25 protein-coding genes are annotated in these 26,932 nt (G+C 54.3%); 19 read left to right on the forward strand and 6 right to left on the reverse strand.

Features of this window, described 5'->3' with window-relative positions; translation table 11 throughout:
* The first annotated feature begins 2 nt into the window (after positions 1–2).
* From ABGT88_RS02350 to ABGT88_RS02415, 14 genes are all read left to right on the forward strand, one after another.
* The gene (locus ABGT88_RS02350) at positions 3–1,022 is read left to right on the forward strand and encodes a DUF1266 domain-containing protein (protein ID WP_346700192.1); all 1,020 of its coding nucleotides are present in this window, start codon (positions 3–5) and stop codon (positions 1,020–1,022) included.
* A gap of 33 nt (positions 1,023–1,055) precedes the next feature.
* On the forward strand, positions 1,056–1,853 hold the full coding sequence (locus ABGT88_RS02355; RefSeq protein ID WP_298662544.1) for a DUF1266 domain-containing protein: 798 nt from the start codon (positions 1,056–1,058) through the stop codon (positions 1,851–1,853).
* Between the two features lie 43 nt (positions 1,854–1,896).
* On the forward strand, positions 1,897–2,532 hold the full coding sequence (locus tag ABGT88_RS02360) for a hypothetical protein (protein ID WP_346700194.1): 636 nt from the start codon (positions 1,897–1,899) through the stop codon (positions 2,530–2,532).
* A gap of 5 nt (positions 2,533–2,537) precedes the next feature.
* A complete protein-coding gene (locus ABGT88_RS02365; protein WP_143240940.1) occupies positions 2,538–3,683 on the forward strand; it encodes a hypothetical protein in 1,146 nt (381 codons plus the stop codon).
* A 71-nt stretch (positions 3,684–3,754) separates the two neighbouring features.
* On the forward strand, positions 3,755–4,909 hold the full coding sequence (locus tag ABGT88_RS02370; protein ID WP_346700196.1) for an ATP-binding protein: 1,155 nt from the start codon (positions 3,755–3,757) through the stop codon (positions 4,907–4,909).
* A 171-nt stretch (positions 4,910–5,080) separates the two neighbouring features.
* Positions 5,081–5,668, forward strand: a complete 588-nt coding sequence (locus ABGT88_RS02375) for a DUF177 domain-containing protein (protein ID WP_087408804.1) — start codon at positions 5,081–5,083, stop codon at positions 5,666–5,668.
* An 11-nt stretch (positions 5,669–5,679) separates the two neighbouring features.
* Entirely contained in the window at positions 5,680–5,865 is a 186-nt protein-coding gene (rpmF, locus tag ABGT88_RS02380) for a 50S ribosomal protein L32 (protein WP_008861440.1), read from the forward strand.
* Between the two features lie 67 nt (positions 5,866–5,932).
* The gene (locus tag ABGT88_RS02385; protein ID WP_346700199.1) at positions 5,933–6,922 is read left to right on the forward strand and encodes a beta-ketoacyl-ACP synthase III; all 990 of its coding nucleotides are present in this window, start codon (positions 5,933–5,935) and stop codon (positions 6,920–6,922) included.
* A gap of 176 nt (positions 6,923–7,098) precedes the next feature.
* On the forward strand, positions 7,099–7,986 hold the full coding sequence (gene era / locus ABGT88_RS02390; RefSeq protein WP_346700201.1) for a GTPase Era: 888 nt from the start codon (positions 7,099–7,101) through the stop codon (positions 7,984–7,986).
* A gap of 41 nt (positions 7,987–8,027) precedes the next feature.
* The gene (der, locus tag ABGT88_RS02395) at positions 8,028–9,341 is read left to right on the forward strand and encodes a ribosome biogenesis GTPase Der (RefSeq protein WP_258327196.1); all 1,314 of its coding nucleotides are present in this window, start codon (positions 8,028–8,030) and stop codon (positions 9,339–9,341) included.
* A gap of 151 nt (positions 9,342–9,492) precedes the next feature.
* The gene (locus ABGT88_RS02400; protein ID WP_346700203.1) at positions 9,493–10,398 is read left to right on the forward strand and encodes an LD-carboxypeptidase; all 906 of its coding nucleotides are present in this window, start codon (positions 9,493–9,495) and stop codon (positions 10,396–10,398) included.
* 46 nt (positions 10,399–10,444) lie between these two features.
* Positions 10,445–11,434, forward strand: coding sequence for a M28 family peptidase (locus tag ABGT88_RS02405; RefSeq protein ID WP_087408829.1), 990 nt, complete (start codon positions 10,445–10,447; stop codon positions 11,432–11,434).
* Between the two features lie 22 nt (positions 11,435–11,456).
* Positions 11,457–11,882, forward strand: a complete 426-nt coding sequence (locus ABGT88_RS02410) for a SufE family protein (protein ID WP_087408799.1) — start codon at positions 11,457–11,459, stop codon at positions 11,880–11,882.
* Between the two features lie 27 nt (positions 11,883–11,909).
* Positions 11,910–13,469, forward strand: a complete 1,560-nt coding sequence (locus ABGT88_RS02415; protein WP_298662526.1) for a peptide MFS transporter — start codon at positions 11,910–11,912, stop codon at positions 13,467–13,469.
* 70 nt (positions 13,470–13,539) lie between these two features.
* Here the strand turns inward: ABGT88_RS02415 and ABGT88_RS02420 are convergent, their stop codons facing one another.
* Entirely contained in the window at positions 13,540–14,394 is an 855-nt protein-coding gene (locus ABGT88_RS02420; protein ID WP_346700206.1) for an AraC family transcriptional regulator, read from the reverse strand.
* A gap of 124 nt (positions 14,395–14,518) precedes the next feature.
* Between ABGT88_RS02420 and ABGT88_RS02425 the strand changes: the two genes are divergently transcribed.
* Positions 14,519–15,184: a YitT family protein gene (locus tag ABGT88_RS02425; RefSeq protein WP_258327192.1), complete on the forward strand. Its 666-nt coding sequence runs from the start codon at positions 14,519–14,521 to the stop codon at positions 15,182–15,184.
* Between the two features lie 13 nt (positions 15,185–15,197).
* On the opposite strand, the gene ABGT88_RS02430 is transcribed toward ABGT88_RS02425, so the two are convergent.
* The 3 genes from ABGT88_RS02430 to ABGT88_RS02440 all read right to left on the reverse strand — a co-directional run bounded on the left by ABGT88_RS02430 (position 15,198) and on the right by ABGT88_RS02440 (position 18,526).
* Complete coding sequence (locus ABGT88_RS02430; protein WP_087408795.1) at positions 15,198–15,794, reverse strand: ribonuclease HII; 597 nt, start codon at positions 15,792–15,794, stop codon at positions 15,198–15,200.
* Positions 15,795–15,804: 10 nt separating this feature from the next.
* On the reverse strand, positions 15,805–16,872 hold the full coding sequence (locus ABGT88_RS02435; RefSeq protein ID WP_087408794.1) for a DUF4831 family protein: 1,068 nt from the start codon (positions 16,870–16,872) through the stop codon (positions 15,805–15,807).
* A gap of 124 nt (positions 16,873–16,996) precedes the next feature.
* Positions 16,997–18,526: an NAD(P)H-hydrate dehydratase gene (locus ABGT88_RS02440; protein ID WP_346700209.1), complete on the reverse strand. Its 1,530-nt coding sequence runs from the start codon at positions 18,524–18,526 to the stop codon at positions 16,997–16,999.
* Positions 18,527–18,874: 348 nt separating this feature from the next.
* Here ABGT88_RS02440 and hpt point away from each other — a divergent pair, with 348 nt between their 5' ends.
* Both hpt and ABGT88_RS02450 read left to right on the forward strand, forming a co-directional pair.
* Positions 18,875–19,417, forward strand: coding sequence for a hypoxanthine phosphoribosyltransferase (gene hpt / locus ABGT88_RS02445; RefSeq protein ID WP_087408792.1), 543 nt, complete (start codon positions 18,875–18,877; stop codon positions 19,415–19,417).
* 37 nt (positions 19,418–19,454) lie between these two features.
* Positions 19,455–20,027: an adenylate kinase gene (locus tag ABGT88_RS02450; protein ID WP_346700211.1), complete on the forward strand. Its 573-nt coding sequence runs from the start codon at positions 19,455–19,457 to the stop codon at positions 20,025–20,027.
* Between the two features lie 171 nt (positions 20,028–20,198).
* Here ABGT88_RS02450 and ABGT88_RS02455 read toward each other — a convergent pair whose 3' ends face one another.
* Positions 20,199–22,235: a leucine-rich repeat domain-containing protein gene (locus ABGT88_RS02455; protein ID WP_346700213.1), complete on the reverse strand. Its 2,037-nt coding sequence runs from the start codon at positions 22,233–22,235 to the stop codon at positions 20,199–20,201.
* 522 nt (positions 22,236–22,757) lie between these two features.
* Here ABGT88_RS02455 and obgE point away from each other — a divergent pair.
* Positions 22,758–23,894, forward strand: a complete 1,137-nt coding sequence (gene obgE / locus ABGT88_RS02460; protein ID WP_087408788.1) for a GTPase ObgE — start codon at positions 22,758–22,760, stop codon at positions 23,892–23,894.
* Positions 23,894–24,706 carry a peptidoglycan editing factor PgeF gene (gene pgeF / locus ABGT88_RS02465; protein ID WP_346700216.1) on the forward strand — a complete coding sequence of 271 codons (813 nt, stop codon included), beginning with the start codon at positions 23,894–23,896 and terminating at the stop codon, positions 24,704–24,706. Before obgE ends, pgeF begins: the two co-directional genes overlap by 1 nt.
* Positions 24,707–24,903: 197 nt before the next feature.
* Here pgeF and ABGT88_RS02470 read toward each other — a convergent pair whose 3' ends face one another.
* On the reverse strand, positions 24,904–26,637 hold the full coding sequence (locus tag ABGT88_RS02470; protein ID WP_346700218.1) for a DNA/RNA non-specific endonuclease: 1,734 nt from the start codon (positions 26,635–26,637) through the stop codon (positions 24,904–24,906).
* Positions 26,638–26,932 lie beyond the last annotated feature (295 nt).

Genomic DNA, 26,932 nt, shown 5'->3' on the forward strand with positions numbered 1-26,932 from the left:
ATATGGCACAAGATGAATTGAACACCCCTCACACGCCGGAGGAGATAGCCCGGGCTGCACAAGAGGCTTCGGTGCGGGCGGCGATGGAACAGATACAGTCGATGTATGGGAATATTCCGGGATTTGAAATGCCCGACATGAGCGATATGCAGGCGCAGATTATGGCCCAGATGCAGGCAGCCGTACCCAACCTGGCAGAGATTCAGAGGCAACAGGCCGCGATGGGAACATTGGGTGGTGTAGATGCCGATACTGTGGCACAAACAGCCCGTGCGAATATGGCGCAGGCCGGGGACTTTTACCGGCAGATGCAGGATGGGTCGCTGGAGCAGGAGCTCCGTGAGATGAACGATCTCGCTCTCGATTCCTTGGGAGAGGACTGGACGATACGCCGCAGCGGCGACAGTCGGTTGACACCCGAGCAACTCCGTGTGCTGGCCTTGGCCGCACCATTGTTGGTATATAACGACGAGTGTGTCGATACCCTCGATTGCCAAATCGAGATCGATACCATCAAGGCTCAACTCGAAAACTGGTGGGAGATTGCCGACCGCGACTCGGTCGTCAAGACGGTCAACTGGCTGTTGAACGAAGGGCACCACGCCGAGGCCGATGAAGCTCTGGCCGTACTCTTGAGTGACGAGGAGGTCGATGCCGACCCTGAACTGGACGAAAAACTTGACGAGGTGCGTCAGATGGTTGCCTACATGATTCGAAACGAATATTGCGACAGGACTACAATCCCCCACACGGCGATAGCTTGGGATTTGGTGCGTGTCGTCAATCTGGGGCGTTGGGCCTACCTGTGCGGTTATGTCACCGAGGAGGAGATGTGGCACATCATGCAGGTGGGAGCCGAGGTGGCCCGGCAGGAGTTCTCGTCGTGGCAGGAGTTTGGGCTCAGCTACACGTTGGGGCGCGGCGTTTGGCACGACGATACCGACGACTGCGACACCGCCTATGAGATAGCATCGCTGCTGCTCGGTCGGGACGATTCGCCCTGGCGGCAGATAGCCTGGTAATAGAGAATGCGAAATCGAAAAACTGTATGGACGATGAGTAACGAATTTTACATCATGCTCACGATAGCTGTCGTGAGTGGTGGAATATGGATTTATAAAAAGAGCAAAAGTGCTATCGGTACCGTGCGCAAGTTGCGCCGGGCTTTCACGACCGTCTGTCTCAATCCTCGTTCAACCTTGAGCGACGAGCAGTGTCGGAAGCTGGCCGTGGGGGCTCTCTATGCTTCGCAACAGGGGGCCTATCAAAATTCGCTTGAGACGGGTATCCGCAGCGAACTGCCCAAGATTCTGGGTGAGTGGTGGGGCATCACCTGTCGTACCGAGGCCGTGGAAGAGCTGCAATACCTGTGCGAGAAAGGTTACCGCTACTACTTTCCTTTTGTGTGGCAGGCCTTCTTGTTGACCGATCCGAAACAGCAGGACGAGGTCTTCCAGCAAAACATGACCTCGCAGGAGGATTATGACAAGATAACCGTTCAACTCCAGAACCTGCAGGATACCTGCGACGAACTGCTCGCGTGCAAAGTCATTGCCGTGAAAGACGACCTGCGTCGCTATGGCGTGACCGGGTGGGATGCCGGACGTATCTGTTTTCTGGCACGGGCCTGCTGCGAGATGGGCTATATTACCGAGACCGAGGCCTGGCAATATGTAGATGTGGCAAACGAACTGGCCCACGGAGCGTTCTCGTCGTGGCGGGAACTGGCCCTGAGCTACGTGATAGGCCGCTCGTTGTGGGGCGGTAAGCGGGCCTATAATTCGGTGATGAAAGATACCGCCGACAAGCTGCTGGCCGATGCGAACAGCCCGTGGGTGAAATATCCCTGGTAAATTGGATGATAAGAGAAGTGACACCCTCAAAAAATAGAAAGCGATGAAACAGAGTGTTTGGCTTGTAGTCGTTCTGTTGTGCCTCTGTGCGGGGTGCAGAACAACCGCCCCGCTCGAGCCGGTAACGGCGGTGGAGGGGATGGACTACGATGTAAGCCCCGAGGTATTGAAACTGCATAAGAAACTCAAACCGCTTGAGCGCCCGCAGGTGCGGTATACTGTCGAGCGGGCGGTCAAGACGGCCGACTCGTGTTGGGTATTGGTGCGCGTAGCCATTCCCTACAAGGCGATATGGAAAAAGGAATTCTACTCGGTTGATATGATTTTTCATGTACCCGAAGGGATGATGGAGTTGGGTAACCTTTCGCTCGACTCGAGAACCCACAAGAAAAAGGGCGGTTCCGACTGCGGCGAAGATTCTTCGGTCGACGTGGAGACCCGGGCGAATCATATCGAGTATGTTTATTACTCCGTCAAGTTCGCTTATGACGAGCGTATGGAAGAGAATGCCGAAATATTGTTGATACCCCGTCTTTCCAACGAGCGTTATATCTTTGGTTACGAAGCTACGGTGTTGCCTCTCTATTGGATTGACGATGAGGAAGAAGGCCTGTTTTGGAGCGAGTGTGCCGATTTGCCTCAGGAAGTTCTGCTCGATTCGTCACCGATAAAAAGATGAGAAGCGTGAAACGGTGTATAGTCGTTGTTTGTCTGGCTGTTTGGACGGTGTTCGTTCGGGCCGAAGAGTCCGACTCGGCCATCATTGCCAACTTTTTGAGTGGTTTTTCCGATCTTTATCAGAAAGCCTATTCGTCCCGGATACTGCCTGCCGATTCGGTCGACTCCTCGGTAATGTGTGAACTCTCAGTCAGGGGCGACAGCCTGCGGGTAGGCAGTGCCATCATGCTTGTGTTGGAGTGCAACCGTCGGCCCGATGCCGAGCCCCCGATTATCGTGGCCAACGGCCGGTCGATACGCCCTCGCAGCAACAGTAGCTCAACCGTTTACAGCAATGGAGAGACGACCTCGTGCTACCGCTATTTTTATCCGTTGCGACTCGAGACAGACGGACACTACGAGTTTCGTTGCAAAGACCTTTCGTTCGACAACATTGCTTACGACCAGGGAATGGTGATTCTCGATATTCCCCCGTCGGGCTATCGCGTAAATCACGATTTCGACACTCCTGCTTCCGGCACAGAGTGGGGATGGATATTAGTGGGCATTGTCGTCTTCTGTATTGTGGCAGAGTGGTTTTTGTTTTGGCTGTTCTTTCATAAGGAGGGCGATGAACCGCTGGCCGACTTTGTGTTGCGCACACGGCATTTGCCGCTTACGACCGATTGGGCCACGACTCACTATGCCCTGCCCTCTTTGATGGTGTTTATTTTGTGTTGTATGCTGTTGTTCAACCTTTTCTCCCTGATTTATTCCTGGGGTGTATTGTTGCCCTTATGGGTTTTGTGCATACCGTTACTGCTGGCGTTGTTGCTGTTTCATGTGCAGCGCAACCGGCTTGACTTCGAAGAGGTGCCAACCCGCCTTTCGATCGAGGAGATAGGTAACCTCTTTATCGAATTGGCCGAGGTACACGAGTGGAGTATCGACCACCTGGGGTACGACTGTATCGTAGCCCATACCAATCCCTCGATGTGGAGTTTCACTTGGGGCGAACATATATTTGTTGTCTATGACAGCGGTCGGGTGTGGCTCAACAGCGTGAATAATCTCGACCGGCGTAGTTCGATTGTCTCTTTTGGGTATACGCGTCGCAATCTCCGTTGGATAGTCGAGGCCATCCGGGCGCGGGAGTATGGAGGTGCGAAATGAGCAGTCGGATAATATTTGGCGGGTCGCACCGTTCTTATATATATTACATGTATATAATGCGGTTTGAGGCTATGCAAAATATTTATGATCTCCGGCAAAAAGGGAAGTTGATTTTTCTGTTGATATCGGTGCTGCTGGTCGGCGGGGTGCTCTATGTGTCGAACGACCTGGTCGAGGACCTCTCGGTCGAGGAGCGCAAGAAGATGGAGATTTGGGCCGAGGCGACTCGCGAGTTGGCCAGCGACAAGACCGAGATGAGCATGGAGCTTATCCTGAAGGTCATCCAGAGCAATACCTCGATACCGGCTATTCTGGTCGATGGGAATGACGAGATAAATCAGTATGTCAACTTGAATCTTCCTGAGACTGATCCCGAGAAATATTTGCGGCGGAAGCTGGCTCATTTGCAGAGTGGCTCGAATGTGATCGAAATCAATCTGGGTGGCGACGAGAAACAGTATCTCTACTACGACGACTCTATCCTGCTGAAACGGCTTTCGTTCTATCCCTATGTGCAGTTGGGAGTGATGGTGCTGTTTGTGCTGATTGTCTATTTTGCACTTATCAGCACGAAGAAGGCCGAGCAGAACAAGGTGTGGGTGGGGCTGTCGAAGGAGACGGCTCACCAGTTGGGCACTCCCATATCGTCGCTGATGGCGTGGATGGATTTGCTGGAGGCTTCGGGGGTAGACCCGGCGTTGCTGTCTGATATGAACAAGGATGTGAAGCGGCTTTCGGTCATAGCCGAACGCTTCTCCAAGATAGGTTCGAAGCCCGAGATGGAGCTGGTTTACGTGAACGAGGTGCTCGAGAATGCCACCGAGTACATGCGTCGGCGGGTCTCGAGCAAGGTACAGATAACAACCCATCTGCCATCGGATGCCGAGGGGGCCATGGTGTGCCTGCCGCTGTTTGAGTGGGTTATCGAAAATCTGTGCAAGAATGCGGTCGACGCCATGAACGGCGAGGGGCGCATCGATGTATATCTGACCTCGGAGAGGCAGCAGATCTATATCGACATCAAGGATACAGGCAAGGGTATTGCCCGCAAAAACTTCAAGACGGTGTTCAATCCCGGTTATACGACCAAGAAACGCGGTTGGGGGTTGGGCCTCACGCTGGCCAAGCGCATCATCGAGGAGTATCATGCCGGTCGGATTTTTGTGAAGGAGTCGGAGGTGGGCAAGGGTACTACCTTCCGAATCGAGCTGAAGCGCGTAGCCTGACTTTGTGACTCCCCAATCGGTCGACAGTGACGAGCGTTGTGCTTCGCTTCCCCGATGGAAACGGGCCCTTTCGGGATTGAAAAATTTTAAATATGAAATAAAAACTCCCGAAAAGATTGATTTATAACGATTATTTTTTATACCTTTGCGCAGTTTTAACGACAAATAGCATTGGGACGATTTAGTGCTTATAAATTACCGCTCAAGAGTATGCCGATAGGTACTCAGGATTTTGAGTATGTATTGGATAATGAGTTCTTTAAGAATATCGAAGGAGAAGATGTTCAAAAAGGGAAGGTAAATGTGAAGCTGACCGTGAAGCGGACTGCGGCTTCTTTTGAATTGAATTTCGATTTGGAAGGAGTGATTCAGATTCCGTGTGATCGCTGTCTCGACGACATGGATCACGAGGTAAAAACCCACGAGACGCTTTTCGTGAAATTCGGTAGCGAATACAGCGAGGAGAGCGACAATGTGGTAGTGATTCCCGAGAGCGACGGGGAGTTGAACATCGCCTGGTTCTTGTACGAATTTGTGGCGCTGACAATTCCCTTGAAGCACGTTCACCCGGCAGGGAAGTGCAACAAGTCGATGAGTGCTAAGTTGCGCAAACATACGGCCCGCTCGCTGGACGATGGCGACGACGAGGCCCTCGATGCGTTTGACGATGAGGACATCGCAGACGTGGTACCCGACGAAGGCGAGACAATGACCGACCCCCGTTGGGACGAATTGAAGAAAATAATAGATAATAATTAAATAATAGAAAAATGGCACATCCTAAAAGAAAACAATCTAAAACGAGAACAGCCAAAAGAAGAACTCACGACAAAGCAGTAGCTCCTACTTTGGCAGTTTGCCCCAACTGTGGTGCTTGGCATGTATATCACACCGTATGTGGCGAGTGTGGCTATTACAGAGGAAAATTGGCTATCGAAAAAGAGGCTGCAGTCTAAGTTTCGATATGTAGAGCCCTAAAGCGATTTAGGGCATTTTTTCACACACTAAGCCGATTTTATAGTTATGAATGCTAAAATAACGGGAATAGCCTCGTATGTCCCTGATTATGTGCTGACCAACGACGAACTGTCGCACATGGTCGATACCAACGACGAGTGGATTACGACTCGCGTCGGTATCAAGGAACGCAGAATTTTGAAAGGTGAAGGTACGGGCTCGTCCGATTTGGGTGAAAAAGCTGTGGCCGAGCTTTTGCGGAAGACCGGCGTAAAACCCGAAGAGGTCGATCTGCTCATTTGTGCAACCTCCAACCCCGACTATCGTTTCCCCTCTACGGCTTCAATCGTATTGGAGAAGTTGGGTATCAAGACCGCCTATGGTTATGACATCCAGGCTGCATGTGCCGGCTTTATCGTAGCCTTGCAGTCGGGAGCCGCTTACATCAAGAGCGGTTTGTACAAGCACGTAGTGGTGCTGGCTGCCGAGAAGATGTCGTCGATGGTTAACTACAAAGACCGTTCGACCTGTCCGCTGTTCGGCGATGCTGCCGCTTGTGTGATGCTCGAGCCCACCGACGAACCGGTAGGTATCGTCGATGCCGTGCTGCATACCGACGGTATGGGCTTGCCCCACCTGCTGATGAAGGCTGGCGGTGCTGTTCATCCTGCTTCGCACGAGACGGTCGACAACGACGAGCACTACGTCTATCAGGAGGGTCGCGCCGTGTACAAACACGCCGTAACCGACATGCTCACCTCGTCGGAGAAGTTGATGGAACGTAACGGCCTCACGGTCGATACGATCGATTACTTCATTCCTCACCAGGCCAACCTGCGTATTATCGAGGCTATCGCCGACCGTATGAAACTTCCCGAAGAGAAGTTGCTGGTCAACATCCAGAAGTATGGCAATACGAGTGCAGCGTCCATCCCCTTGTGCATGGCCGAATTTGAAGATAAATTCAAAGTCGGCGACAAGTTGGTACTCACGGCTTTCGGTGCCGGATTTACCTGGGGCGCTCTCTACCTCGTGTGGGGATACAACGCGAAATAAACATTGCGAGAATAAGACAAAGACGCATCTTTTGTAGCAAGAGATGCGTCTTTTCTTGTCTTTGAACAAAAGCCGACGGCGGTTGTTTCGTCAAGTAGAATATTTTCACTACCTTTGGGGACAATAGAATAAGAGAAACGTCTATATATTGTCTGGCAAACTAACCCGATAAAACTATGCACAAGGCCGGTTTTGTAAACATTGTAGGAAATCCCAACGTAGGCAAGTCTACGCTGATGAATTCGCTGGTGGGCGAGCGCATCTCGATCATTACGTCGAAGGCGCAGACTACGCGCCACCGCATCATGGGCATCGTGAATACCGACGACATGCAGATTGTCTATTCCGATACGCCGGGTGTACTCGTGCCCAACTACAAGCTGCAGGAGTCGATGCTCAACTTCTCGCAGTCGGCCCTGGTCGATGCCGACATTCTGCTCTATGTGACCGACGTAATAGAGACCCCCACCAAAAACCAGTCGTTCCTCGACAAGGTGGCCGAGGAGACGGTGCCCGTGCTGGTGGTCATCAACAAGATAGACTTGTTGCAAGGAGGGCAGGAGTCGCTCGAAAAGCTGGTAGAGGAGTGGAAACGCCTGTTGCCGAAGGCCGAGGTGATACCCGTTTCGGCACAATATAAGTTCAACCTCGACTATCTGCTCAAGCGCATTCAAGAGCTGTTGCCTCCCTCGCCGCCCTTCTTCGACAAGGACGCGCTCACCGACAAGCCGGCCCGATTCTTCGTGACCGAGATTATCCGCGAGAAGATATTGCTCACCTACGACAAGGAGATACCCTATGCCTGCGAGGTGGCTGTCGAGCAGTTCAAGGAGGAAGAGGGGCGCATACACATCATGGCGGTGATCTATGTCGAGCGCGATTCGCAGAAAGGCATCATCATCGGCAAGGGCGGCTCGGCCCTGAAAAAGGTGGGCATGCTGGCCCGCAAGGATATAGAGGCATCCTTCGACAAGAAGGTCTACCTCGAGCTCTACGTCAAGGTCGAGAAAGACTGGCGGAGCCGCGAGAATAAACTGAAAGGATTTGGATACATACCCGAGTAAAACCCGATGGCTGTGACAGCCGTAAAAAAGAAAGAGAAATTATGGGAAATATAGTAGCAATCGTAGGACGCCCGAACGTAGGGAAGTCGACCCTGTTTAACCGCTTGACGCAAACCCGCAAGGCCATCGTCAACGAAGAGGCCGGCACGACCCGCGATCGCCAGTATGGCAAGGTCGAGTGGTGCGGGCAGGAGTTTTCCATTATCGACACCGGTGGATGGGTCGTTAATTCGGAAGATATTTTTGAAGAAGAGATCAACAAGCAGGTGGCGCTGGCTATCGAAGAGGCCGATGTCATCCTGTTCATGGTCGACGTGAGAACCGGAGCCGTAGACCTCGACGACCACGTGGCCGCCATCTTGCGACGTTCGTCCAAGCCGGTGATTCTGGTAGCCAACAAAGCCGACTCGAACGACTGGCAATACAACGCCGCCGAGTTCTATTCGTTCGGTTTGGGCGACCCCTTCTGTGTGTCGGCCGCCAGCGGTTCGGGCACGGGCGACCTGCTCGACGAGATTCTGAAACGCTTCACCAAGAAGTCGGAGCCCGAAATCGAAGAGAATATACCCCGCTTTGCCGTCGTGGGACGTCCCAATGCCGGCAAGTCGTCCATTATCAATGCCTTCATCGGCGAGGAGCGCTACATCGTGACCGACATCGCCGGTACCACGCGCGACTCCATCTATACCCGTTACGACAAGTTCGGGTTCGACTTCTATCTGGTCGATACCGCCGGTATCCGCAAGAAGGGCAAGGTGACCGAAGACCTCGAATACTATTCGGTAATCCGCTCGATACGGGCCATCGAGGCCTCCGACGTCTGCATCCTCATGATCGATGCCACCCGCGGCATCGAGGGGCAAGATCTCAATATCTTCTCCCTCATACAGAAGAACAAGAAGGGGCTGGTGGTCTGCGTCAACAAGTGGGATTTGGTCGAAGACAAGTCGAACAAGGCGATACAGACCTTCGAGAATGCCATACGGGCGCGCCTCGCTCCGTTTGTCGACTTCCCCATCGTCTACGCTTCGGCCCTGACCAAGCAGCGCATCTTCAAGGTGCTCGAGAGCGCCGTGCAGGTCTACAAGAACCGCCAGCGCAAGATACCCACCTCGAAACTCAACGAGGTGATGCTCAGCGCCATTGAGAACTATCCGCCCCCTGCACACAAGGGTAAGTATGTGAAGATAAAATATGTGACCATGTTGCGCGAGACCTATGTGCCCACATTCGTCTTCTTCTGCAACCTGCCCCAGTGGGTGAAGGAGCCCTACAAGCGCTACCTCGAGAACAAGATTCGCGAGACGTGGAACTTCAGCGGAACCCCCATCAACATCTTCATGCGCGAGAAATAACGAAACAAGCGATACCTTATCGTTCACTGGCCCCGGAGTTTTTTACAAGATTCCGGGGCTATTTGTTTCAAGGCTGGCGAAAGTTCGTTACATTTGTAGGACGCTCGCCCGATGAGGGGCCGGGTACAACCTTTTAAGCCTTACGATAGAGATGATGACACAACCTCCCTTTCTGATTTCCGGCGACGGACTCGCCATTGTTTCGCCGGCCAGTATCATTAACCCCGATTATGTAAAAGGTGCCGTCGAGCGGCTCGAGTCCTGGCCGCTGGGTGTGTCGGTATCGCTGCACTGTCTGGGAGAGTCGGGGGTCTACTCGGGTACCGTCGACGATCGTACCGACGACTTTCGCAACGCCCTGCATACCCCCGAGGTGAAAGCCATCTTGTGCAGCCGAGGCGGTTACGGCACCGTGCATCTGCTCGACCGGCTGGCCGACGATGTGGCCCGTAATCCCAAGTGGATAATCGGTTTCAGCGATATTTCGGCGCTGCATGCCTTGTGTGTGAGCCGGGGCATCATGTCGCTGCATGCGCCCATGTGCAAGCACCTCACGGCCGAGCCGGCCGACGACCGTTGCACGCAGTATCTGCGGCAGATTCTCTTCGGTCAGATACCCGAGTATCACGAGAAAACTCACCCGCTGAACCGGCAGGGCGAAGGCCGCGGTATGCTGGTGGGCGGCAATCTGGCGGTACTGTGTGGACTGATAGGGACCCCCTACGATATATTCCGGCCCGGCTCGGTGCTCTTTATCGAGGATATTGCCGAGGCTCCCTACAAGATCGAGCGCATGCTCTACCAGTTGAAACTGGCCGGGCGGCTGGCTTCGCTCTCGGGGCTGATTGTAGGCCGCTTCACCGAGTATACCGAGAACGAGGGGCTGGGTGGTACGCTCTACGAACTCATCTATCGCTTGGTCGAGGAGTATGACTACCCCGTTTGTTTCGATTTCCCCGTGGGGCATGTCTCCGACAATCTGCCTCTCATCGAGGGGGCCGAGGTGCTCTTCTCGGTCGGTAAAGAGTCGGTCGACCTCTCTTTTTGTATAAAATAGGCGGGATATTTGCGAGTTTTTGTCAGAATGCGTACTTTTGAGCAAGATGAAAACGCTAAACCGCCAACTGATATATTTATTTCTGATTATAGGACTGATGGCCTGTTCGGCAAAATCGGGGAGCAGCAGTGAGACTCAGGCGACCGATACCGTGTCGGTCGAGGTTCCCGTGTTCGATGCCGATAGCGCTTATGCCTATGTAGAACGTCAGGTCGAGTTCGGATACCGGGTGCCCAATACGCCGGCACATCGTGCTACGGCCGACTATCTGGCTGCCGAGCTGGCCCGTCACGGAGCCACGGTCGAGGTGCAGGAGGGCACCGTCACCGCCTACGACGGCAGCGAGCTGGCCATCCGCAACATCATCGGGTCGTTCTCGCCCGAGAAAAAAAACCGCATACTCCTTTTTGCCCACTGGGATACCCGCCCCTATGCCGATAACGATGCCGACAAGAGCAAGCATCGCCAGCCCATTGCCGGTGCCGACGACGGTGCGAGCGGGGTGGGCGTGTTGCTCGAGATAGCCCGACAGGTGGGGCAGAAGCTCCCCGATGCGGGGGTCGACATTGCCTTCTTCGATGCCGAGGACTACGGAGCCCCCTATTGGAGCACGTCGAACGACGAGGATACCTGGGCCCTGGGTACACAATACTGGACCCGCCGTCCGCACAAGCCCGGCTACCGGGCCCGGTTCGGCATTCTGCTCGACATGGTGGGTGGCTCGGGTGCCCGCTTCTGCCGCGAGATGTTTTCGGAGTATTACGCCTCGGGTATCGTGAAGCAGGTGTGGGAGACGGCCCGTCGTCTGGGATACGGCGACTATTTCGTAGATGAGAAGGGAGGCTATGTGACCGACGACCATGTGTATGTGAACCGTTACGGCATACCCAGTGTCGACATCATCGCCTGCTCGCGCGAGACGGTTACGGGGTTCCCGCCCTACTGGCACACCGTAGACGACACGATGAAGAATATCGACCCCGCCACGCTGAAGGCGGTGGGGCAAACCGTACTGACGGTCATTTATGAAGAGTGATTGATAAAACTAAACTACTTATATGAAAAGTATCGACGAAATACAAGACGAGATTATAGACGAGTTTTCGGTCTTCGACGACTGGATGGATAAATACGCCTTACTTATCGACCTGGGCAACAGCCTGCCCCCGATCGAGGAGAAATACAAAACCAACGAGAATCTGATTGAAGGCTGTCAAAGCCGGGTGTGGCTGCAAGCCGACTACCGCGACGGCCGCATCTGGTTCGAGGCCGAGAGCGATGCCATCATCGTGAAGGGCATCGTGTCGCTGCTGGTGCGGGTGCTTTCGGGCCGTACCCCCGACGAGATTCTCAACGCCGACCTCTACTTTATCGATCGGATAGGGCTCACCGAGCACCTGTCGCCCACCCGCTCCAACGGGTTGGTGGCCATGGTCAAGCAGATGCGCATGTATGCCTTGGCCTTCAAAGTGAAAAACAACTAAATCATTTAATACTTAAAATCTAACATTATGTTTAAAGGACATCCTAAGGGTTTGATAGCTGCGGCACTCTCCAACATGGGCGAACGCTTCGGCTATTACATTATGAATGCCGTGCTGGTACTGTTTCTATGCTCCAAATTCGGTTTGAGCGAAGAGACTTCGGGTACCATATATTCATTCTTCTATGCCGGTATCTATCTGTTGGCGTTGGTAGGCGGTATCATTGCCGACCGTACGCAAAACTACAAAGGTACCATCAAGACCGGTTTGATTATCATGGCTGCAGGCTATGTGTTGCTGTCGATTCCTATCCTGGCTACCAGCGGAAACGTGGCATGGTTGCTCCCGCTCACCTGTTTCTCGCTCTTCCTCATTGCCTTCGGTAACGGTCTGTTCAAGGGTAACCTGCAGGCCATCGTGGGCCAGCTCTACGACGATTTCGAGGCCGAAGCTGCCAAGCAGGGCCCCGAAGCCTTGAAGGAGGCCAAGAGCAAACGCGACAGCGGATTCCAGATATTCTATGTATTTATCAACGTGGGCGGACTCATTGCCCCGTTTGTGGCTCCGTTGCTGCGCGAGTGGTGGCTGGGTGCGAACGGTATGGCCTACAATGCCCAGTTGCCGGCCCTGTGCCACCAGTTTATCAACAACGGTGCCCAGATGAGTCAGGCCGCTCTCGATAACCTCAATGCCTTGATGGCGGCTGCCGGCGGCAACGTGACCGACCTGGCCAGCGCCTGCCAGAACTACCTCCAGATTTTCAACGAGGGTATCCACTACTCGTTCATCGCTTCGGTGGTAGCCATGCTCATCTCGTTGGTTATCTTTGTGGCTTACCAACGTCGGTTCCCCACTCCGGGCAAGAAGACCAAAGTCGAGTCACAATCCTATACCGCCGAAGAGAAGCGGGCCATGGCCAAGGAGATTCGCCAACGTATGGCCGCTCTGTTTGCCGTGTTGGGTGTGGTTATCTTCTTCTGGTTCTCGTTCCACCAGAACGGTATGTCGCTCTCGTTCTTTGCTCGCGACTTCGTAGACTCGAGTGCCGTGGCTCCCGAAATCTGGCAAGCCATCAACCCCTTCTTTGTAATTACGCTCACCCCTATTGTCATGGCGCTGTTTGCCTGGTTGACTCGCCGGGGTAAAGCCATCTCCACGCCCCGCAAAATTGCCATCGGTATGTTCATTGCCGGGTTGGCCTTCCTCTTCCTGGCCATCTTCTCGGCCATGAAAGGTTATCCTTCGGCCGACGACTTCAAGCTCCTCCCCGTGGCCGAGCAAATGGCTCGCAAGGCCCACTGGTGGGTACTGATTGTGACCTACTTCTTCCTGACGGTGGCCGAGTTGTTTATTTCTCCGTTGGGGCTGTCGTTCGTTTCGAAGGTGGCCCCCAAGCACCTGTTGGGTCTCTGCCAGGGCCTCTGGCTGGGAGCCACTGCCGCAGGTAACCTGCTGTTGTGGGTAGGTCCGCTCATGTACAACGCCTGGCCCATCTGGCAATGCTGGACGGTATTCCTGGTGGTATGTCTCATTTCGATGGGCGTAATGCTGGGTATGCTCCGGTGGTTGGAGCGGGTGGCCGAATAGTGCGCCTGTTTACGTCTAACACCTTATAAGGCAAGGCTCTCGGGAAAGTGCTCCCGGGGGCCTTGTTGTTTCATAGCTCTTTTCGCAACCGGAATTTCAGAGGCGAGAGCCCCGTCTTCTTGACGAAGAATTTGCCGAATACCGACTGGTCCGAGAAGCCCAATTGCGAGGCAATCTCCTTGATGTCGAGGTCGGTACATACCAGCATGCGGCGTGCGTCGGCACAGAGCAACTCCGAGATGAGGAATCGCACGGTGTTGCCGGTCGTCTGCTTGACTATTCGCGAGAGGTAGGTGGTCGAGATGTGCAGCTCGTCGGCATAGAAGCCGATGTCGTGGTGCTGCCTGTAATGGGCTGTCAACAGTTTGCGGAACTTGCGGAATATCTCGCCCGAGCGTTTTACGTAGACCGGCATGTGGCGGTTGCTCTGGCAGAAGGTATCGGCCGTTTGCAACAGCAGCAGGCAGCACAGGTGGTCGATGATGCCGTTTGGGTAGATTTTGAAGCCCCGCAGGTCGCTCGAGAAGAGGGTGAATGTCTGTCGCAGATAGCGACTTTTCTCGGGTTTCAACGACACGATGGGGAGGTGGTCGACCTGGATGAACTCGGCCAGTTGGCTGTATAGCAGCTGGCTGCCGGGCAGGCTGTCGAAGTATTCGGGCACGAGGCAGATGAAGGTAAAGGTGAAGTCGGGGCTTGCATGGTGCAGGGTGGCTGCCAGGCTGGGCGAGAGTACAATCAGATCTTCGCCCTTAATCGTGTAGTCCTGGCGCATGTCGGTGAGCAAAGCTGTTCCACTTTCGACGAAAACGAAAAAGAAGCCTTTGCCGATGGTTGCCCGGTCGTGGGGTGAGAGCCCTTGCCTGTGGGCGAAAGCTCCGATTTGCGGTATCTTGCGGAGCAGGTCGAGTAGCAAAATGTCCATGAGCCGAATTTTTTACCAGAGGTAAGAACTGTTTCGTTTTTAACCAAAGTTGTTTATTCTTTTATGAGCACACATTGCGGAAATAGGGCGAACTTTGCACCGTTTTTTTAAGGTATTACACATTATGATGAATGTTTATTCGTTGAGGCGTTGCTTTTTGTTTGTTGTTTCGCTGTTTATCAACGCCTTGGGTATCGACTTTATTACAAAAGCCTTGTTGGGGACTTCGCCTATTACCGGTGTCAATTATGTATTGAGTCTGTTTACGCCGCTCACGATGGGGCAATGGACGATTATTGTCAATATCCTGTTCATGCTGTTTGAGTTGCCGTTCATGACGCACGAGTCGTTCAAGGAAGATTTGCGTCCCTACCTGCTGCAGATACCCATTTCGCTCAGTTTCGGTATCTTTATCGACTGGGGTATGAACATGTTGTTTTGGGTAGCCCCCGTCAATTTTGTGCAACAGATTGTTTATCTGCTTATTGGCTGTTGTGTGTTGGCCATGGGTATTGCCCTCGAGATGAAGGTGAATGTGGCCATGACGGCCGGCGAGTTTTTTGTGAAGGTGATAGCCCAGCGGTTGAAGCATCCCTTTGGTTTCGTGAAACTGGGATTCGACGTGACGCTGGTGCTGATAGCTTGCATCATGTCGTATCTCTTCTCGTCGACGGTTACCGGCGTAGGGCTGGGTACGGTGGTTTCGGCCTTGCTTGTGGGCCCTATTGTACATATGGTGAGCCCCTTCTACCGTGTGCTCGACCGGTGGTTGCTTTCGCCCGCAGCATAAACGAGTTCCGTAATCAGAAAATGGAGAGTTGCCGCTCGAGCAACTGAAACGATAGCCTGTGGTAAGGCGAAGGCCCGTATTGAGCAATGGCTGCTCGATGAGCTTTGGTGGGATACCCCTTGTTCGATTTCCAGTCGTACATGGGGTATTTTTCGTGCAGTTCGTTCATGTAGTCGTCGCGGTAGGTCTTGGCCAGAATCGAGGCGGCGGCGATGGCCTCGTATTTGCCGTCGCCCTTCACCACGCAGGTGTGGGCAATGCCGGGATAGGGTTTGAAGCGGTTGCCGTCGATGAGCAGATGCTGGGGGGTGACCCGCAGCTGCTCGATGGCCCGGTGCATGGCCAGGAACGAGGCGTTGAGAATGTTGATGCGGTCAATCTCCTGCGGGGTGACAATCCCCACAGCCCAAGCCAGGGCCGCCTCTTCGATGAGGGGGCGCAGGGCATAGCGCTGTTTCTCGGTCAGTTTTTTCGAGTCGTTGAGCAGTTCGTTGCGGAAGTCGGGTGGCAGCACCACGGCTGCGGCATAGACCGCCCCGGCCAGACAGCCGCGACCCGCCTCGTCGCAGCCGGCTTCGACCACTCCGCTGTTCATGTAGGGCAGCAACATATTCTCTCGGTTATTTCCCTAATTGACGGATAGCCCCGGTCTGGGGATAGAAGGTGGCGCAGGTGGGGTTCTTCTTGTCGGTGAAGAGCGACGGGTCGAGCCCGAAGATAACGCCGAACTGGGCCACCGGCACTTCGCCTTTGAACAGGGCTTTTTTGCCGTCGGTGAGAGTCACCTCGGCCTTGCCGGGAATGGCGTAGGGCACGGCATTCTTGGGCATCTTTTTCACCTCGCCCTTGTTGTCGACGGGGAGTTGTCCCTCCTCGGTAATTTGCAGGTTGAGGTATATGGGGGCGCCGCTCAGGTTATTGGAGTCGACTATGCCATAGAGGTCGGAGATGCGGAACACCACCTCGTTGGTTGCCTCAGCTACGGGGATATAGTCGATGTGCTTGACCACCGTTTCGGTTTGGGTCGTACCCATGAAGAGGGCGGTGAGGGCAGCCTCCTGCTCGTCGAGCTGTTGGATGACGAGTTTGAACGATTCGCCGTCGGCCGGCAGCTCGTCCACCTCGCCGGTAACCAGGTTCAGGCGGCTTTCGCGTATGCGGTAGAGCTGCTTGGCAGCCACCTCGGCCATCTTGGCGGTCGAGGCCGACATGAGCAGCTCTTCGGAGTATACCTTGGCATAGTCGTGGTTATCGAGGGGCGACTTCTTTTTGGCTTTAGGTTCGATGGGGACAATCGTGTCGACCACGGGTTCGGTGTTGATCGAGAGCAACAGGCCGTTTTCGTCGAGTACGATGTAGCCGTCGCTACCCGACTTGAACTGCATGAGGTATTGCTCCTCGGGGTCGGGCACTCCGTAGGGGTTGACCTTGACCGAAGTGAGGCTCCACGATTCGGAGTCCTGGGTGATGGCACCCGGTATGCCCAGATATTTCTCGGCATACTGATAGTAGGGGCCTGCCTTGCGGATGGTCTTTGTGGCTACGACCTCGAGGTCGAGGTGAGTTTGCGGCAAAGAGAATATGAGTCCGTACTCGTTATGTTTGTCGGCGGTGAGTCTTTTCGTCTCCTGAGCCAATCCTATGCTGGTCGTGAAGAGCAGGCAGAGGGATAAGAGGGCGTATTTCATAGAGCTTTGTATTGTTTTGCTGTTGGTTTACATTCGGGAGAACTCGGAGTCGGGAGCCGTACATAGGCTTTTTCCCCTCGCCGGGTTATTCTATCTTTTACAAAGATAGCGAATGTTTTGAAATTTATTGCATTCGCTCCGTTTTTATCTGTTTGAAGGCTTGTCCCAGACGGGCCACGATGTCGCCGGCTGTGACGAACTCTTCGTCCTCCTGTCGGGCGGCAATGTCGCCGGCCGTACCATGAACGAATACTCCGATGATAGCCGCCTCTTCGGGGGAATAGCCTTGGGCCAGCAGAGAGCCGATGATGCCGGTAAGCACGTCGCCGCTGCCGGCGGTAGCCATGCCGGGGTTGCCCGTGGAGTTGAAGTAGATTGAGCCGTCGGGCATGGCTATGGCCGTATGGGCCCCTTTCAGCACCACGATAATATCGTATTTGACAGCTACATGAGTGGCACATTTCAGCCGGTCGGCATCGCTGGTTTGCGGGCCGAACATGCGCTCCAGTTCAATGACATGCGGGGTGAGTATGGTGTGGGAGGGCAGCGATTGCAGAATGCTCGGGTCCTGAGCAATGCAGTTCAGCGCGTCGGCATCGAGCACGAGGGGTTGCTTCACCTCCTGAAGCAGATGCTTGAGAGCCGCTATCGAGGTGGCGTTGCACCCCATGCCCGGGCCTGCGGCCAGCGCCGTGTAACGCCGGTTCGAGGGAATCTCTTCGATATGCTCTTCGCCTTTGTCGGGCGAGAAGAGCGCTTCGGGTACAGCTGTTTGCAGAATGAGGTTGGCGCAGCGAGGCGCGTGGACCGATACCAGACCGGCCCCGCTGTGCAGGGCAGCCCGGGCGGCGAGAACCGAAGCTCCCACCATGCCGTATTGTCCGGCGGCAAGCAGCAGGTGGCCGTAGTCGTGCTTGTCGGTGTATTTGGCCCGAGTATGCAGGTGGCGGACTACATCGATGGCCGTAGTGAGGTAGTAGTCGGTGGCCGTCTCGGCGATAGCCCGGGGGTGCAGACCGATGTCGAGCACCTTGACCCGACCGGTAAACTGGGTATTCTCGGCAAAGAAGAAAGCCAGTTTAGGAGTCTGGAGGGTAAGGGTGAGGTCGGCTTTGACCACACGGTCGGGCGAGGCGTCGGGATTCCATTCGCCGAAGAGGCCCGAGGGGATGTCGATGGAGATGACAAAGGCCTCGGACTCGTTGATATATCGGGCCAGCGAGGCAAATCCGCCCGAAAGCGGGTCGTGCAGTCCGGCCCCGAACAGGCCGTCGATGATGACATCGCCTCGTTGTATTTCGGGCGGAGTAAACTGGTTGGTGATTTCGTAGAACTGGGTGATGCCGGTAGCCCTCAATCGGTCGCAGTTGCGCGCGCAGTCGGTCGACAGGCGATGGCTGGGTATGGTATTGAACAGATAGACGGCCGGTTGATAGCCCAATCCCAGCAGCAGGCGAGCCGTAGCCAGTGCATCGCCCCCGTTGTTGCCGGGGCCGGCAAAGATATAGAGGCGGCGGTCGGGCGATACGGTTTTATTGATCTCTTCGGTGAGAGCTTCGGCTGCCCGCTCCATCAGGTCGATCGAGTCGATAGGCTCGTATTCTAAAGTAAGTTGGTCGAGCAACTTGGTCGATTGGGTCGTAAACAGTTTCATGTCGTACAGGTTTTACCCTCGGCTACAGGGCCGGGAGGAGTCTTACAAAGATAGTGAAAGGTGAGAGCAGAGACAAAAAGAAAACGAAGTTTTCGTTTTTGATTTATGCCGAACTGCATCTTATCATCTATAAAGAGAGCGAAAGTCGAAAGAGGAAGAGCTAGTTTGCTTGATTTTTTATATTGAAGCATATTCTGTCTACTTCGAAAACATGCGAAAAAAACGGGCTAAGAAATATTTTGGCAGGTCAAGAGGCGATGCAAACGGTAATTCTGCAAAAATATAGTGTGTCGTTATCGGAGTTTTTGCGATTTATTATAACTTTGTGCAACATTCAGAATAACACCAATGGACACAAAGATTCAGATTAAGGACCGTTTTTTCACGCCCTATATTTCGAAAGAAAAGATTGCCGAGGCTGTGGCTCGTGTCGCTTCGCAGATGAACGAAGACCTGGCCGGAAAGAACCCCCTCTTTTTATGCGTATTGAACGGTGCATTTGTTTTTGCCGCCGATCTGTTTCGCGAAATCAAGGTCGATTCCGAGATTTCGTTTATCCGCATGAAATCGTACGAGGGCATGCACTCGACGGGCGAAGTAAAACAAATCTATGGTTTGCAACAAGATATTACCGACCGCACGGTAGTGGTGGTCGAGGATATTGTCGATACGGGTTTCACCATCCAGCAGCTGCTCAAGCAGCTTTATGCCCACAATCCCAAAGAGGTGAAGGTGGCCACGCTGCTGTTCAAGCCCGAGTCGCTCAAGTGCGATGTAAAGCCCGACTATGTGGCGCTCGAGATTCCCCCCGCCTTTATCGTGGGTTATGGCCTCGACTATGACGAGCAGGGTCGTAATCTGAAAGATATTTATGTCGTTGTCGAAGATTGAACAAACACAAGGTTGAATAGGATAATATTAAGGTAAAATGGTGAATGTAGTTATTTTTGGCGCTCCGGGTTCGGGTAAAGGAACTCAGAGTGAGAATCTTATCAAGGAGTATGGTCTGTTCCATATTTCTACGGGTGATGTATTGCGCGAGCAGATTGCCAAAGGTACCGAACTGGGCAAGACAGCCGATTCGTATATTTCGAAAGGTCAGCTTATTCCCGACGAGTTGATGGTCGATATTCTGGCTCATGTACTCGACTCGCACGAAGAGGCCAAGAAGGGCGTCATCTTCGACGGTTTTCCCCGTACCATTGCACAGGCCGAGGCTTTGAACCGCATGTTGGCCGAGCGTCAGGCTCAGGTAGATGTGGTGCTGGGTCTCGAGGTCGAGGAGCAGGAGCTGATCGACCGTCTGCTGAAACGCGGACAGGTATCGGGCCGCAGCGACGACAACCTGGAGACTATCCAGAAACGTCTCGATGTCTACCACAACCAGACCAGACCGCTCAAGGACTTCTATCAGAAAGAGAAGAAATATCGTGCTATCCCCGGCATGGGCAGCATCGACGATATTTTCGAGAGCATCAAGAAAGAGATAGCCAGCTTGTAAACTGCATGCAAGCCGGCAGAAAGGAGTGCCCCCGGACGGGGTGCTCCTTTTTTTTGTGTCTGGTGTTGCCTCAATTGCCCGTGCAGGGAAGAGTCGATAGAGAAGAAGAGGGTGCCCTCAAGTCGATGACTTGACAAGGCACCCTCTTTTGCAAGTGGCGTGTTTGGAAAATTATTTGACCACTTTGAATGTTTTGACAGTTCCACCAGAAGTTACCCGAATGAGGTAGAGACCTTGGGCAGCAGGTTGGAACGAAGCCGAACCTTGAGCCCCGTCGATGCGATCGACAAGGTTGCCCGTAGCGTTGAAGAGCTCGACCGTACAGTTGCTCAGCTCGCCCAATACCACCTGCAGCATGCCGGCATTTTGGGCTACGAAGCAGGCATTGCCTTCGAGTTGTTCGATACCCGACTGAACCTTGCCGGAGTAGTGGAGCACGATTTTCTGATTTTGGTCGCCGTCGGCATTTTCGACAATACCGGCCGGGATAGTCACATAATACTCTTCGCCGCTTTCCAGGACAATGGGTTGAACGCCCTCTTGATACTCATCGGCCGGGAATACATTTACCGTTTTTCCGCTGGCATAGGCCATCCAGCCACCCTCGTTCACGACTGGTTCGCCATAGAGCTCTTGGCCTTTTACGACGGTTACCTCGGGGTATTGTTGCACGAGCGAGATGTTGTCGGCAAAGGTAATTTCGAGTGTGCCGAGGGTCTCGAGCTCCGAATCGTTGGCAGGGAGCACACTCTCGTAAGCCAAGACTCCGGTAGCCGACTCGACGATGTGGTCGAACTGGTAGCCCCACTCGCTGTCCTCATAGTCGGCTTTGCAGCCTTTGGGAACATACACGGTTACCTGTGAGGCTTCAAGGTTGCCAAAGGGGTGGTCGTAACCCTCGTAATAGTTCAGTACGGGAGGGGTGGCACCCAGGCAGAATACTTCGGTGAGAGCGGTGCAGCCGTTGAAGGCGTAGGCCTCGATGTCGCGGATGCTTGCGGGAATCGTTATCGATTTCAGAGCGGTACACTGGGCAAAGGTCCCTTCATACACGGCAGTCATGTTTTCGGGAAGAACTAGTGTGGTCAGTTGCGTCAAGGCAAAAGCCTGGTTACCCATCAGTACGAGCGATGCGGGGAAGTTGATTTCGGACAGGGCCGACTCGGAGAAGGCGTTGTCGTCGAAGGCACGCATACCATCGGGCACAACTATTTTCTGTACGTTTGAGTGCGCAAATGCACCTTCGCCCACACCCAGACAGCCGTCGGCAATGGTGTATTCGGTAGCTTCGGCTTTTGTCGGATAGGCCATGAGCACTTTACCGTCGGCCGAGTACAATACCCCGTTTATGGCTTGGCATACGGTGTTGCCGGCCTCTACTTCGAAGGCTGTTACTCCCGTGTAGGAGAAGGCCGCGTCGCCAATCTCGGTTACGCCGGCCGGGATGGTTACCGAAGCGAGCGACGAGTCATCGAGGAAAGCATATTCTCCTATCGACTTGAGGCTGGCGGGGAGGTTTATTTCGGTCAGTTTGCTGCACTCTCTGAAGGCACCTTCGCTCAGCACTTCTACTCCTTCGTCCAGAGTTACCCGGGCCAGGTTGGGGCAGAGCTGGAAGGCATTGTTGCCAATCGTCTTGCAGCTGCCGGGAATCTCAATCTCGGTAATGGCCGTCTTGTAGAAGGCTCCACTGCCTATCGAGGTGAAGTCACCGGCAAAGGTGATAGTGTTCAGTCCCTGGTCATTGAAGAAACAACTTTGCGGAATCTCGGTCACTCCGGCCGGAATAGCCAGCGAGCTCAGTTTGCTGTTCGAAGCCAGGGCATAGGCTCCCAGTGTGGTGAGGTTTTGCGACAGTACTACCTCTTCCAGATCGTAGTTGTAGTAGATGGCGTTGTTTTTCAGGGCCGTTACAGTGTTGGGCATTTCGATTTTGCGAATGTCCGACAACCACTGGAAGGCATACTCTTCGAGCGAAGTCACGGTGTAGTTTTTCCCTTCGTAAGCGACCGATTCGGGAATGATAACTTCGGTCATCGGGGTTTCGTCCGATCCATACGTCTCGTTAAATCCCGACACGCCTACCGTATTCTCGCCGGTAACGGTGTATTGGATTCGATTTACCTCAAATGTTGTAGCATCTGCGGCTTTGGACTGGAACGGGCAAAGAGCTGTAATGAGAGCAAAAAAAGTAAGAAATCTCTTCATAGTTATACCTGTTTTAGTTAATACGACTGCAAAGGTATATGTTTCCATAATATATGGAAATATATACATAAAATCTTTATTAAAAAGAGTTATTGTGAATTTTTATTTATTTTTCTTATCGGTAGATTTTACTTGAAATCTCGATAAGGGACTATCGCTGTACAAATCGGTATTCCTATTTAAAAAAGATAAAGTGTCTGAAACCCGATGGGGTTTGACTTTTTGTTTCTATCTTTATGGATAGAAGATGGGATGCGGTTCGGGATAATCAGACTCGAAATTTTGTTTCGGTTTGCCTCTCCGACCACTTTTCACTATCGTTTGTTACACGAAGACAGGAGGTGGCTCGACATGGTCAAATTTGAAAACAAAGTTTTCATTTGCCACTGCTCTCGCCTTTCACTATCTTTGTAGAAGACAGGAGGCGGCTCGGCATGGTCAAATTTGAAAACAAAGTTTTCATTTGCCACTGCTCTCGCCTTTCACTATCTTTGCAGCGGATAATAAAAATAAGAGAAGAATATGGCAGAGTCGAATTTTGTAGATTATGTGAAGATACTTTGTCGCTCGGGCAAGGGTGGCGCCGGAGCCATGCACCTGTACCGGGCCAAGTATGTGCCCAAAGGCGGTCCCGACGGCGGCGACGGCGGCCGGGGCGGTAATATTTATTTGCGGGCCAACCGCAATTTGTGGACTCTGCTGCACCTGAAATATTCGCGTCACGTCTTTGCCGGCAATGGTTCGCCCGGCGGGGCCAACCGCAGTTTCGGCAAGGATGGTGAGGACAAGACCATTGAGGTGCCCTGCGGTACGGCGGTATTCGATGCCGACACGGGCGAGTTCCTGTGCGAGGTAACCCAGGACGGCGAGGAGCTGGTGCTTCTCAAAGGGGGCCGGGGAGGCTTGGGCAACTGGCATTTCAAGTCGGCCACCAACCAGACTCCGCGTTATGCCCAGCCCGGTGAGCCGGCTATCGAGCGCACCGTGATTCTGGAGCTGAAACTGCTGGCCGATGTGGGTCTGGTGGGATTCCCCAATGCGGGCAAATCGACCCTGCTCTCTACCATATCGGCAGCCCGTCCCAAGATTGCCGACTATCCCTTTACCACCCTCGAACCCAATCTGGGCATTGTCTCGTATCGCGACAACCGCTCGTTTGTGATGGCCGATATTCCAGGTATCATCGAGGGGGCCAGCGAGGGCAAGGGTCTGGGGTTGCGTTTCCTCCGCCACGTCGAGCGCAATGCCGTGTTGCTCTTTATGGTGCCGGCCGATGCCGACAGCATTCGGGGCGAGTACGAAATCCTGCTGCGCGAGCTCACCGCCTTTAACCCCGATTTGCAGGACAAGCAGCGGGTGCTGGCCGTGACCAAGTGCGACATGCTCGACGACGAGTTGCTCGAGGCCCTGAAAGAGGATTTGCCCGACATCCCTACCGTATTTATTTCGTCGGTGACGGGGCTGGGTATTACCGAATTGAAAGATCTCTTGTGGAATCAACTCAACGACGAGTCCAACCGGGTGATGACCTTGACACACCGCAACCTCGATGCCCGTCACCGGGTAGCCGAGGAGGACAATTTCGATACGAGCGCCGGGCTCGACGATGAGGCCGACGACCTGGTCGACGGAGATAACTTCGACGAAGAGGAGTGGTGATGATTCTGCACACGACCGATACTTTCCGCTGGTACTCTTTCCCGCTTTTCGATGCGCTGCCGGGTGTCGTCACCTTTGTCACTACCCGAGGGGGCGTTGTGACGGACGATTCTTTCTCGACCGATAATCTGGGCGAATATACCGACGATGCTCCCGAGCGGGTGGCTGCCAACCGGCGGCGGTTGCACGATGCCTTGGGGTTCGACTGCCTGGCTGCTCCCCATCAGGTGCATGGGGTGGAGGTGGCTGCGGTTTCCCGCGACTGGCAGGACAGCCCTGACGGCGATAGGCGACAGATGCTCGAGGGTGTCGATGCGGTGATGACCGACCGCACCGGAATAGCTGTGGCCGTCTCTACGGCCGATTGTGTGCCGGTGCTGCTCTACGACCCCGACCACCGGGCTTGTGCCGCCGTGCATGCGGGGTGGCGGGGCATGGCGGCCCACATCATCCGCGCTACGGTCGAGTCGATGCAAGCCCGTTACGATACCCGGCCCGCCCGCCTGTATGCTGCGGTGGGGCCGTCGATAGGACCCGACAGTTTCGAGGTGGGCGACGAAGTGGTCGAGGCTTTCCTCTCGGCCGGATTCGACGAGCGGGCCGTGGTGCGGCGCTATCCGTCGCGCCGGTCGCACATCGACCTGTGGGCGGCAGCCGTCGAGGAGCTGGAGGCATGCGGGGTGGAGCTTTCGCACATCGAGGTGGCCGGCATCTGTACCCGGTTACACAGCGACGAATTTTTCTCGGCCCGGGCACTGGGGGTGCACTCCGGCCGTTTTCTCACCGGATTGTATTTTCGGCAGGAGGGGTAAGCCCCGTTCTGTTGCCTGCCTTTGACATTACGCGGGCCTCTTTTTACGGCCCGGGAAACTCTGTCTGTACCGAAATAAAAAAGACTGAACCCTCGATCGAGTCGTCGGGTTACAGTCTTTTATAATCGACCGCACATCAGTCGTCTGGCGGTCGGCGTTTCCCCTTTTTTAGTATTGTCTGTCTCAGTGGGGATAGGTTAGAGAGCCCACTCTGAGGGTGTGCATTGTTGTTTCACCGCGGCGTCGACCGTGGGGAAGAAGGTGAATCCCGTCTGTTGCTCGATATACTCTACCGATTTGCAACAGTCGGTACTGAAGGCGGTGGGATAGTCGCTACGATGCTCGAGCCAGAAGCCGATGGCTTTCAGTTCGCCGGCGTCGCACTGGCCTATGGCTTTCCCCGTATTGCCCGAGCGGGTACGCAGGATTACCTTGAAGTAGTGGGTAGGCACGGCGCACAGTTTGGCGTTGGGGTCGCGGCTGCTGCCGTAGCTGCCGTCGTAGGTCGTGGTGTATCCGTTGCCGAAGTAGCAGCCCGTCACCACATAGAGGGTATCGTTGCAGATGTTGTTGCGGATTTTACTCTCGAGCGATTCCCACACGCCGCTGTTGAAGTCGCTGTTTTGCGGGGTCATGTTCGAGGCGTAGAAGGTCTGGCCGTTCAGCTCGTCGTTCACGGTGCGGTCGCCCGAGGGTATCTGGTGGCCGCGCGAGTAGCCGTCGTAGTAGCAGTAGGGATTGCCGTAGAGCAGTGCCTGGAAACTCTCCTCAATCAAGGGGTCGGCTGCCCAGGCGTCAGTACGTCCGCTGCCACCCCGGTAGCAGGCGTGCAGGGGGTAGGCCACCCACAGGGCGGCATGCTTGTCGCGGTCGAAGAGCAGGGTGTAGTTGCGCACCCGTTGGCCGCCGATGAGGCCGTAGTGAGTCACCACCTCGTCGTTGGTGCCGTAGACCGGCAGTTCGGCCGGGGGATAGACGGCATTGTCAAAGGCGATGACCTGGCCCGACGGGTCGCCGTCGGTCAGCCGCACGTCGTCGATGCGCATCATGTTGGCCCCGTCGGTGGTGCTGAACCGGATACCGAGGGTGCCGTCGGTAAGGCCCTCGACCGAAAACTCGCAGGTAGTGAGCTCCCAGTTGTTGGTCAGCGGCCGGGTATAGTCGAGAGCAATCCACGTCGAGCCGTTACCCACCTCGACCCGCAGGTCGGTGTAGTCGAACAGTTTGTTCTCGGAACTGCCGAATTGCAACACGAAGTCGCGTTCTTCGCCCACCCGTATGCCGTTGATGGCGACGAAACTGCCGCTCTTGTTGAAGTAGAGGTTGTTTTTTCCTGAAGCGTAAGGCTTGTAGTCGGCCGACGGGGCGTAGTCCGAGGTCCAGTCGCTCCGCACCGATACGCTCATCTGGTCGTAGGTCTCGCTGCCCTGGCCGGTGCCCGAGGCATTTTTCCAGCCGTCGAACTGGTCGAGGTAGGGCCAGTAGGTATTCTTTTGCGCCACCTCCCGGTCGAAATCGTTGTTATAGATAACAGTGCGTTCGGGGATAACGACCGCCGCTTCGCGTGTGACGGTCACCTCGCGCACGACTGCTTTCTCGTTGTCGCTCCGGGGTACGGTCGATACGGTGAGCTTGCAACTCTCGCCGACCGGAGCGTCGGAGATGCGTATTGACCACTCGCCGCTTGTCCCCTCGCTTCGATCTATCTTCAGGGCGGCATTCGCCACGGTTGCCCGCCACGAGGTGTTGGTGCTGACAGTGACGACGTTTTTCGACGCATCGGTCTCGTCGAAAGTCAATCGCTCGGGCGATACGGCGAGGAGAATCTCTTCGGGCGTAGTCCCGGGCATTTCGGGTTCTTGCTGTTTCTCCTCCTTGCATGCACAGAGGGAAAGAAGTAGCCCCAGAAGGAAGAAAATGACTTTTCTCATGGTCGGTGTATTTTCTGTATATAATTACAAAAATAGTCGAGACCGGGCCAGGCGAGCGGGCAATGCGTCAAATTTTGGCGTCAATGCGTCAAAATGTGCATCATGAAGAGGTTCTACTGGGGTCAGATTCGATTTAGATGCATTGATAAAGGTTGTGGAGCAGCCTGTTAACCCGCTAAAAATATCCAATACCTCTATCCCCCTGGAGGGAGAGAGGGTATTGGATAGGAACGGGTGGTGATTGTTCGAATCAACTGTTTTTTCCCGATAGGTTGTTTTAAACGAACCTCCAAGG

The sequence above is a fragment of the Barnesiella sp. An22 genome (genome assembly GCF_963931395.1).
Classification (GTDB): Bacteria; Bacteroidota; Bacteroidia; order Bacteroidales; family Barnesiellaceae; genus Barnesiella; species Barnesiella merdigallinarum.

What these genes read in the sequence shown, in the direction of transcription:
- ABGT88_RS02350 (WP_346700192.1), top strand. Translation starts at nt 3, where the DNA reads ATGGCACAAGATGAATTGAACACCCCTCACACGCCGGAGGAGATAGCC.
- ABGT88_RS02355 (WP_298662544.1), top strand. Translation starts at nt 1,056, where the DNA reads ATGAGTAACGAATTTTACATCATGCTCACGATAGCTGTCGTGAGTGGT.
- ABGT88_RS02360 (WP_346700194.1), top strand. Translation starts at nt 1,897, where the DNA reads ATGAAACAGAGTGTTTGGCTTGTAGTCGTTCTGTTGTGCCTCTGTGCG.
- ABGT88_RS02370 (WP_346700196.1), top strand. Translation starts at nt 3,755, where the DNA reads ATGCAAAATATTTATGATCTCCGGCAAAAAGGGAAGTTGATTTTTCTG.
- rpmF (WP_008861440.1), top strand. Translation starts at nt 5,680, where the DNA reads ATGGCACATCCTAAAAGAAAACAATCTAAAACGAGAACAGCCAAAAGA.
- ABGT88_RS02385 (WP_346700199.1), top strand. Translation starts at nt 5,933, where the DNA reads ATGAATGCTAAAATAACGGGAATAGCCTCGTATGTCCCTGATTATGTG.
- era (WP_346700201.1), top strand. Translation starts at nt 7,099, where the DNA reads ATGCACAAGGCCGGTTTTGTAAACATTGTAGGAAATCCCAACGTAGGC.
- der (WP_258327196.1), top strand. Translation starts at nt 8,028, where the DNA reads ATGGGAAATATAGTAGCAATCGTAGGACGCCCGAACGTAGGGAAGTCG.
- ABGT88_RS02400 (WP_346700203.1), top strand. Translation starts at nt 9,493, where the DNA reads ATGATGACACAACCTCCCTTTCTGATTTCCGGCGACGGACTCGCCATT.
- ABGT88_RS02405 (WP_087408829.1), top strand. Translation starts at nt 10,445, where the DNA reads ATGAAAACGCTAAACCGCCAACTGATATATTTATTTCTGATTATAGGA.
- ABGT88_RS02410 (WP_087408799.1), top strand. Translation starts at nt 11,457, where the DNA reads ATGAAAAGTATCGACGAAATACAAGACGAGATTATAGACGAGTTTTCG.
- ABGT88_RS02415 (WP_298662526.1), top strand. Translation starts at nt 11,910, where the DNA reads ATGTTTAAAGGACATCCTAAGGGTTTGATAGCTGCGGCACTCTCCAAC.
- ABGT88_RS02420 (WP_346700206.1), bottom strand. Translation starts at nt 14,394, where the DNA reads ATGGACATTTTGCTACTCGACCTGCTCCGCAAGATACCGCAAATCGGA.
- ABGT88_RS02425 (WP_258327192.1), top strand. Translation starts at nt 14,519, where the DNA reads ATGATGAATGTTTATTCGTTGAGGCGTTGCTTTTTGTTTGTTGTTTCG.
- ABGT88_RS02430 (WP_087408795.1), bottom strand. Translation starts at nt 15,794, where the DNA reads ATGTTGCTGCCCTACATGAACAGCGGAGTGGTCGAAGCCGGCTGCGAC.
- ABGT88_RS02435 (WP_087408794.1), bottom strand. Translation starts at nt 16,872, where the DNA reads ATGAAATACGCCCTCTTATCCCTCTGCCTGCTCTTCACGACCAGCATA.
- ABGT88_RS02440 (WP_346700209.1), bottom strand. Translation starts at nt 18,526, where the DNA reads ATGAAACTGTTTACGACCCAATCGACCAAGTTGCTCGACCAACTTACT.
- hpt (WP_087408792.1), top strand. Translation starts at nt 18,875, where the DNA reads ATGGACACAAAGATTCAGATTAAGGACCGTTTTTTCACGCCCTATATT.
- ABGT88_RS02450 (WP_346700211.1), top strand. Translation starts at nt 19,455, where the DNA reads ATGGTGAATGTAGTTATTTTTGGCGCTCCGGGTTCGGGTAAAGGAACT.
- ABGT88_RS02455 (WP_346700213.1), bottom strand. Translation starts at nt 22,235, where the DNA reads ATGAAGAGATTTCTTACTTTTTTTGCTCTCATTACAGCTCTTTGCCCG.
- obgE (WP_087408788.1), top strand. Translation starts at nt 22,758, where the DNA reads ATGGCAGAGTCGAATTTTGTAGATTATGTGAAGATACTTTGTCGCTCG.
- pgeF (WP_346700216.1), top strand. Translation starts at nt 23,894, where the DNA reads ATGATTCTGCACACGACCGATACTTTCCGCTGGTACTCTTTCCCGCTT.
- ABGT88_RS02470 (WP_346700218.1), bottom strand. Translation starts at nt 26,637, where the DNA reads ATGAGAAAAGTCATTTTCTTCCTTCTGGGGCTACTTCTTTCCCTCTGT.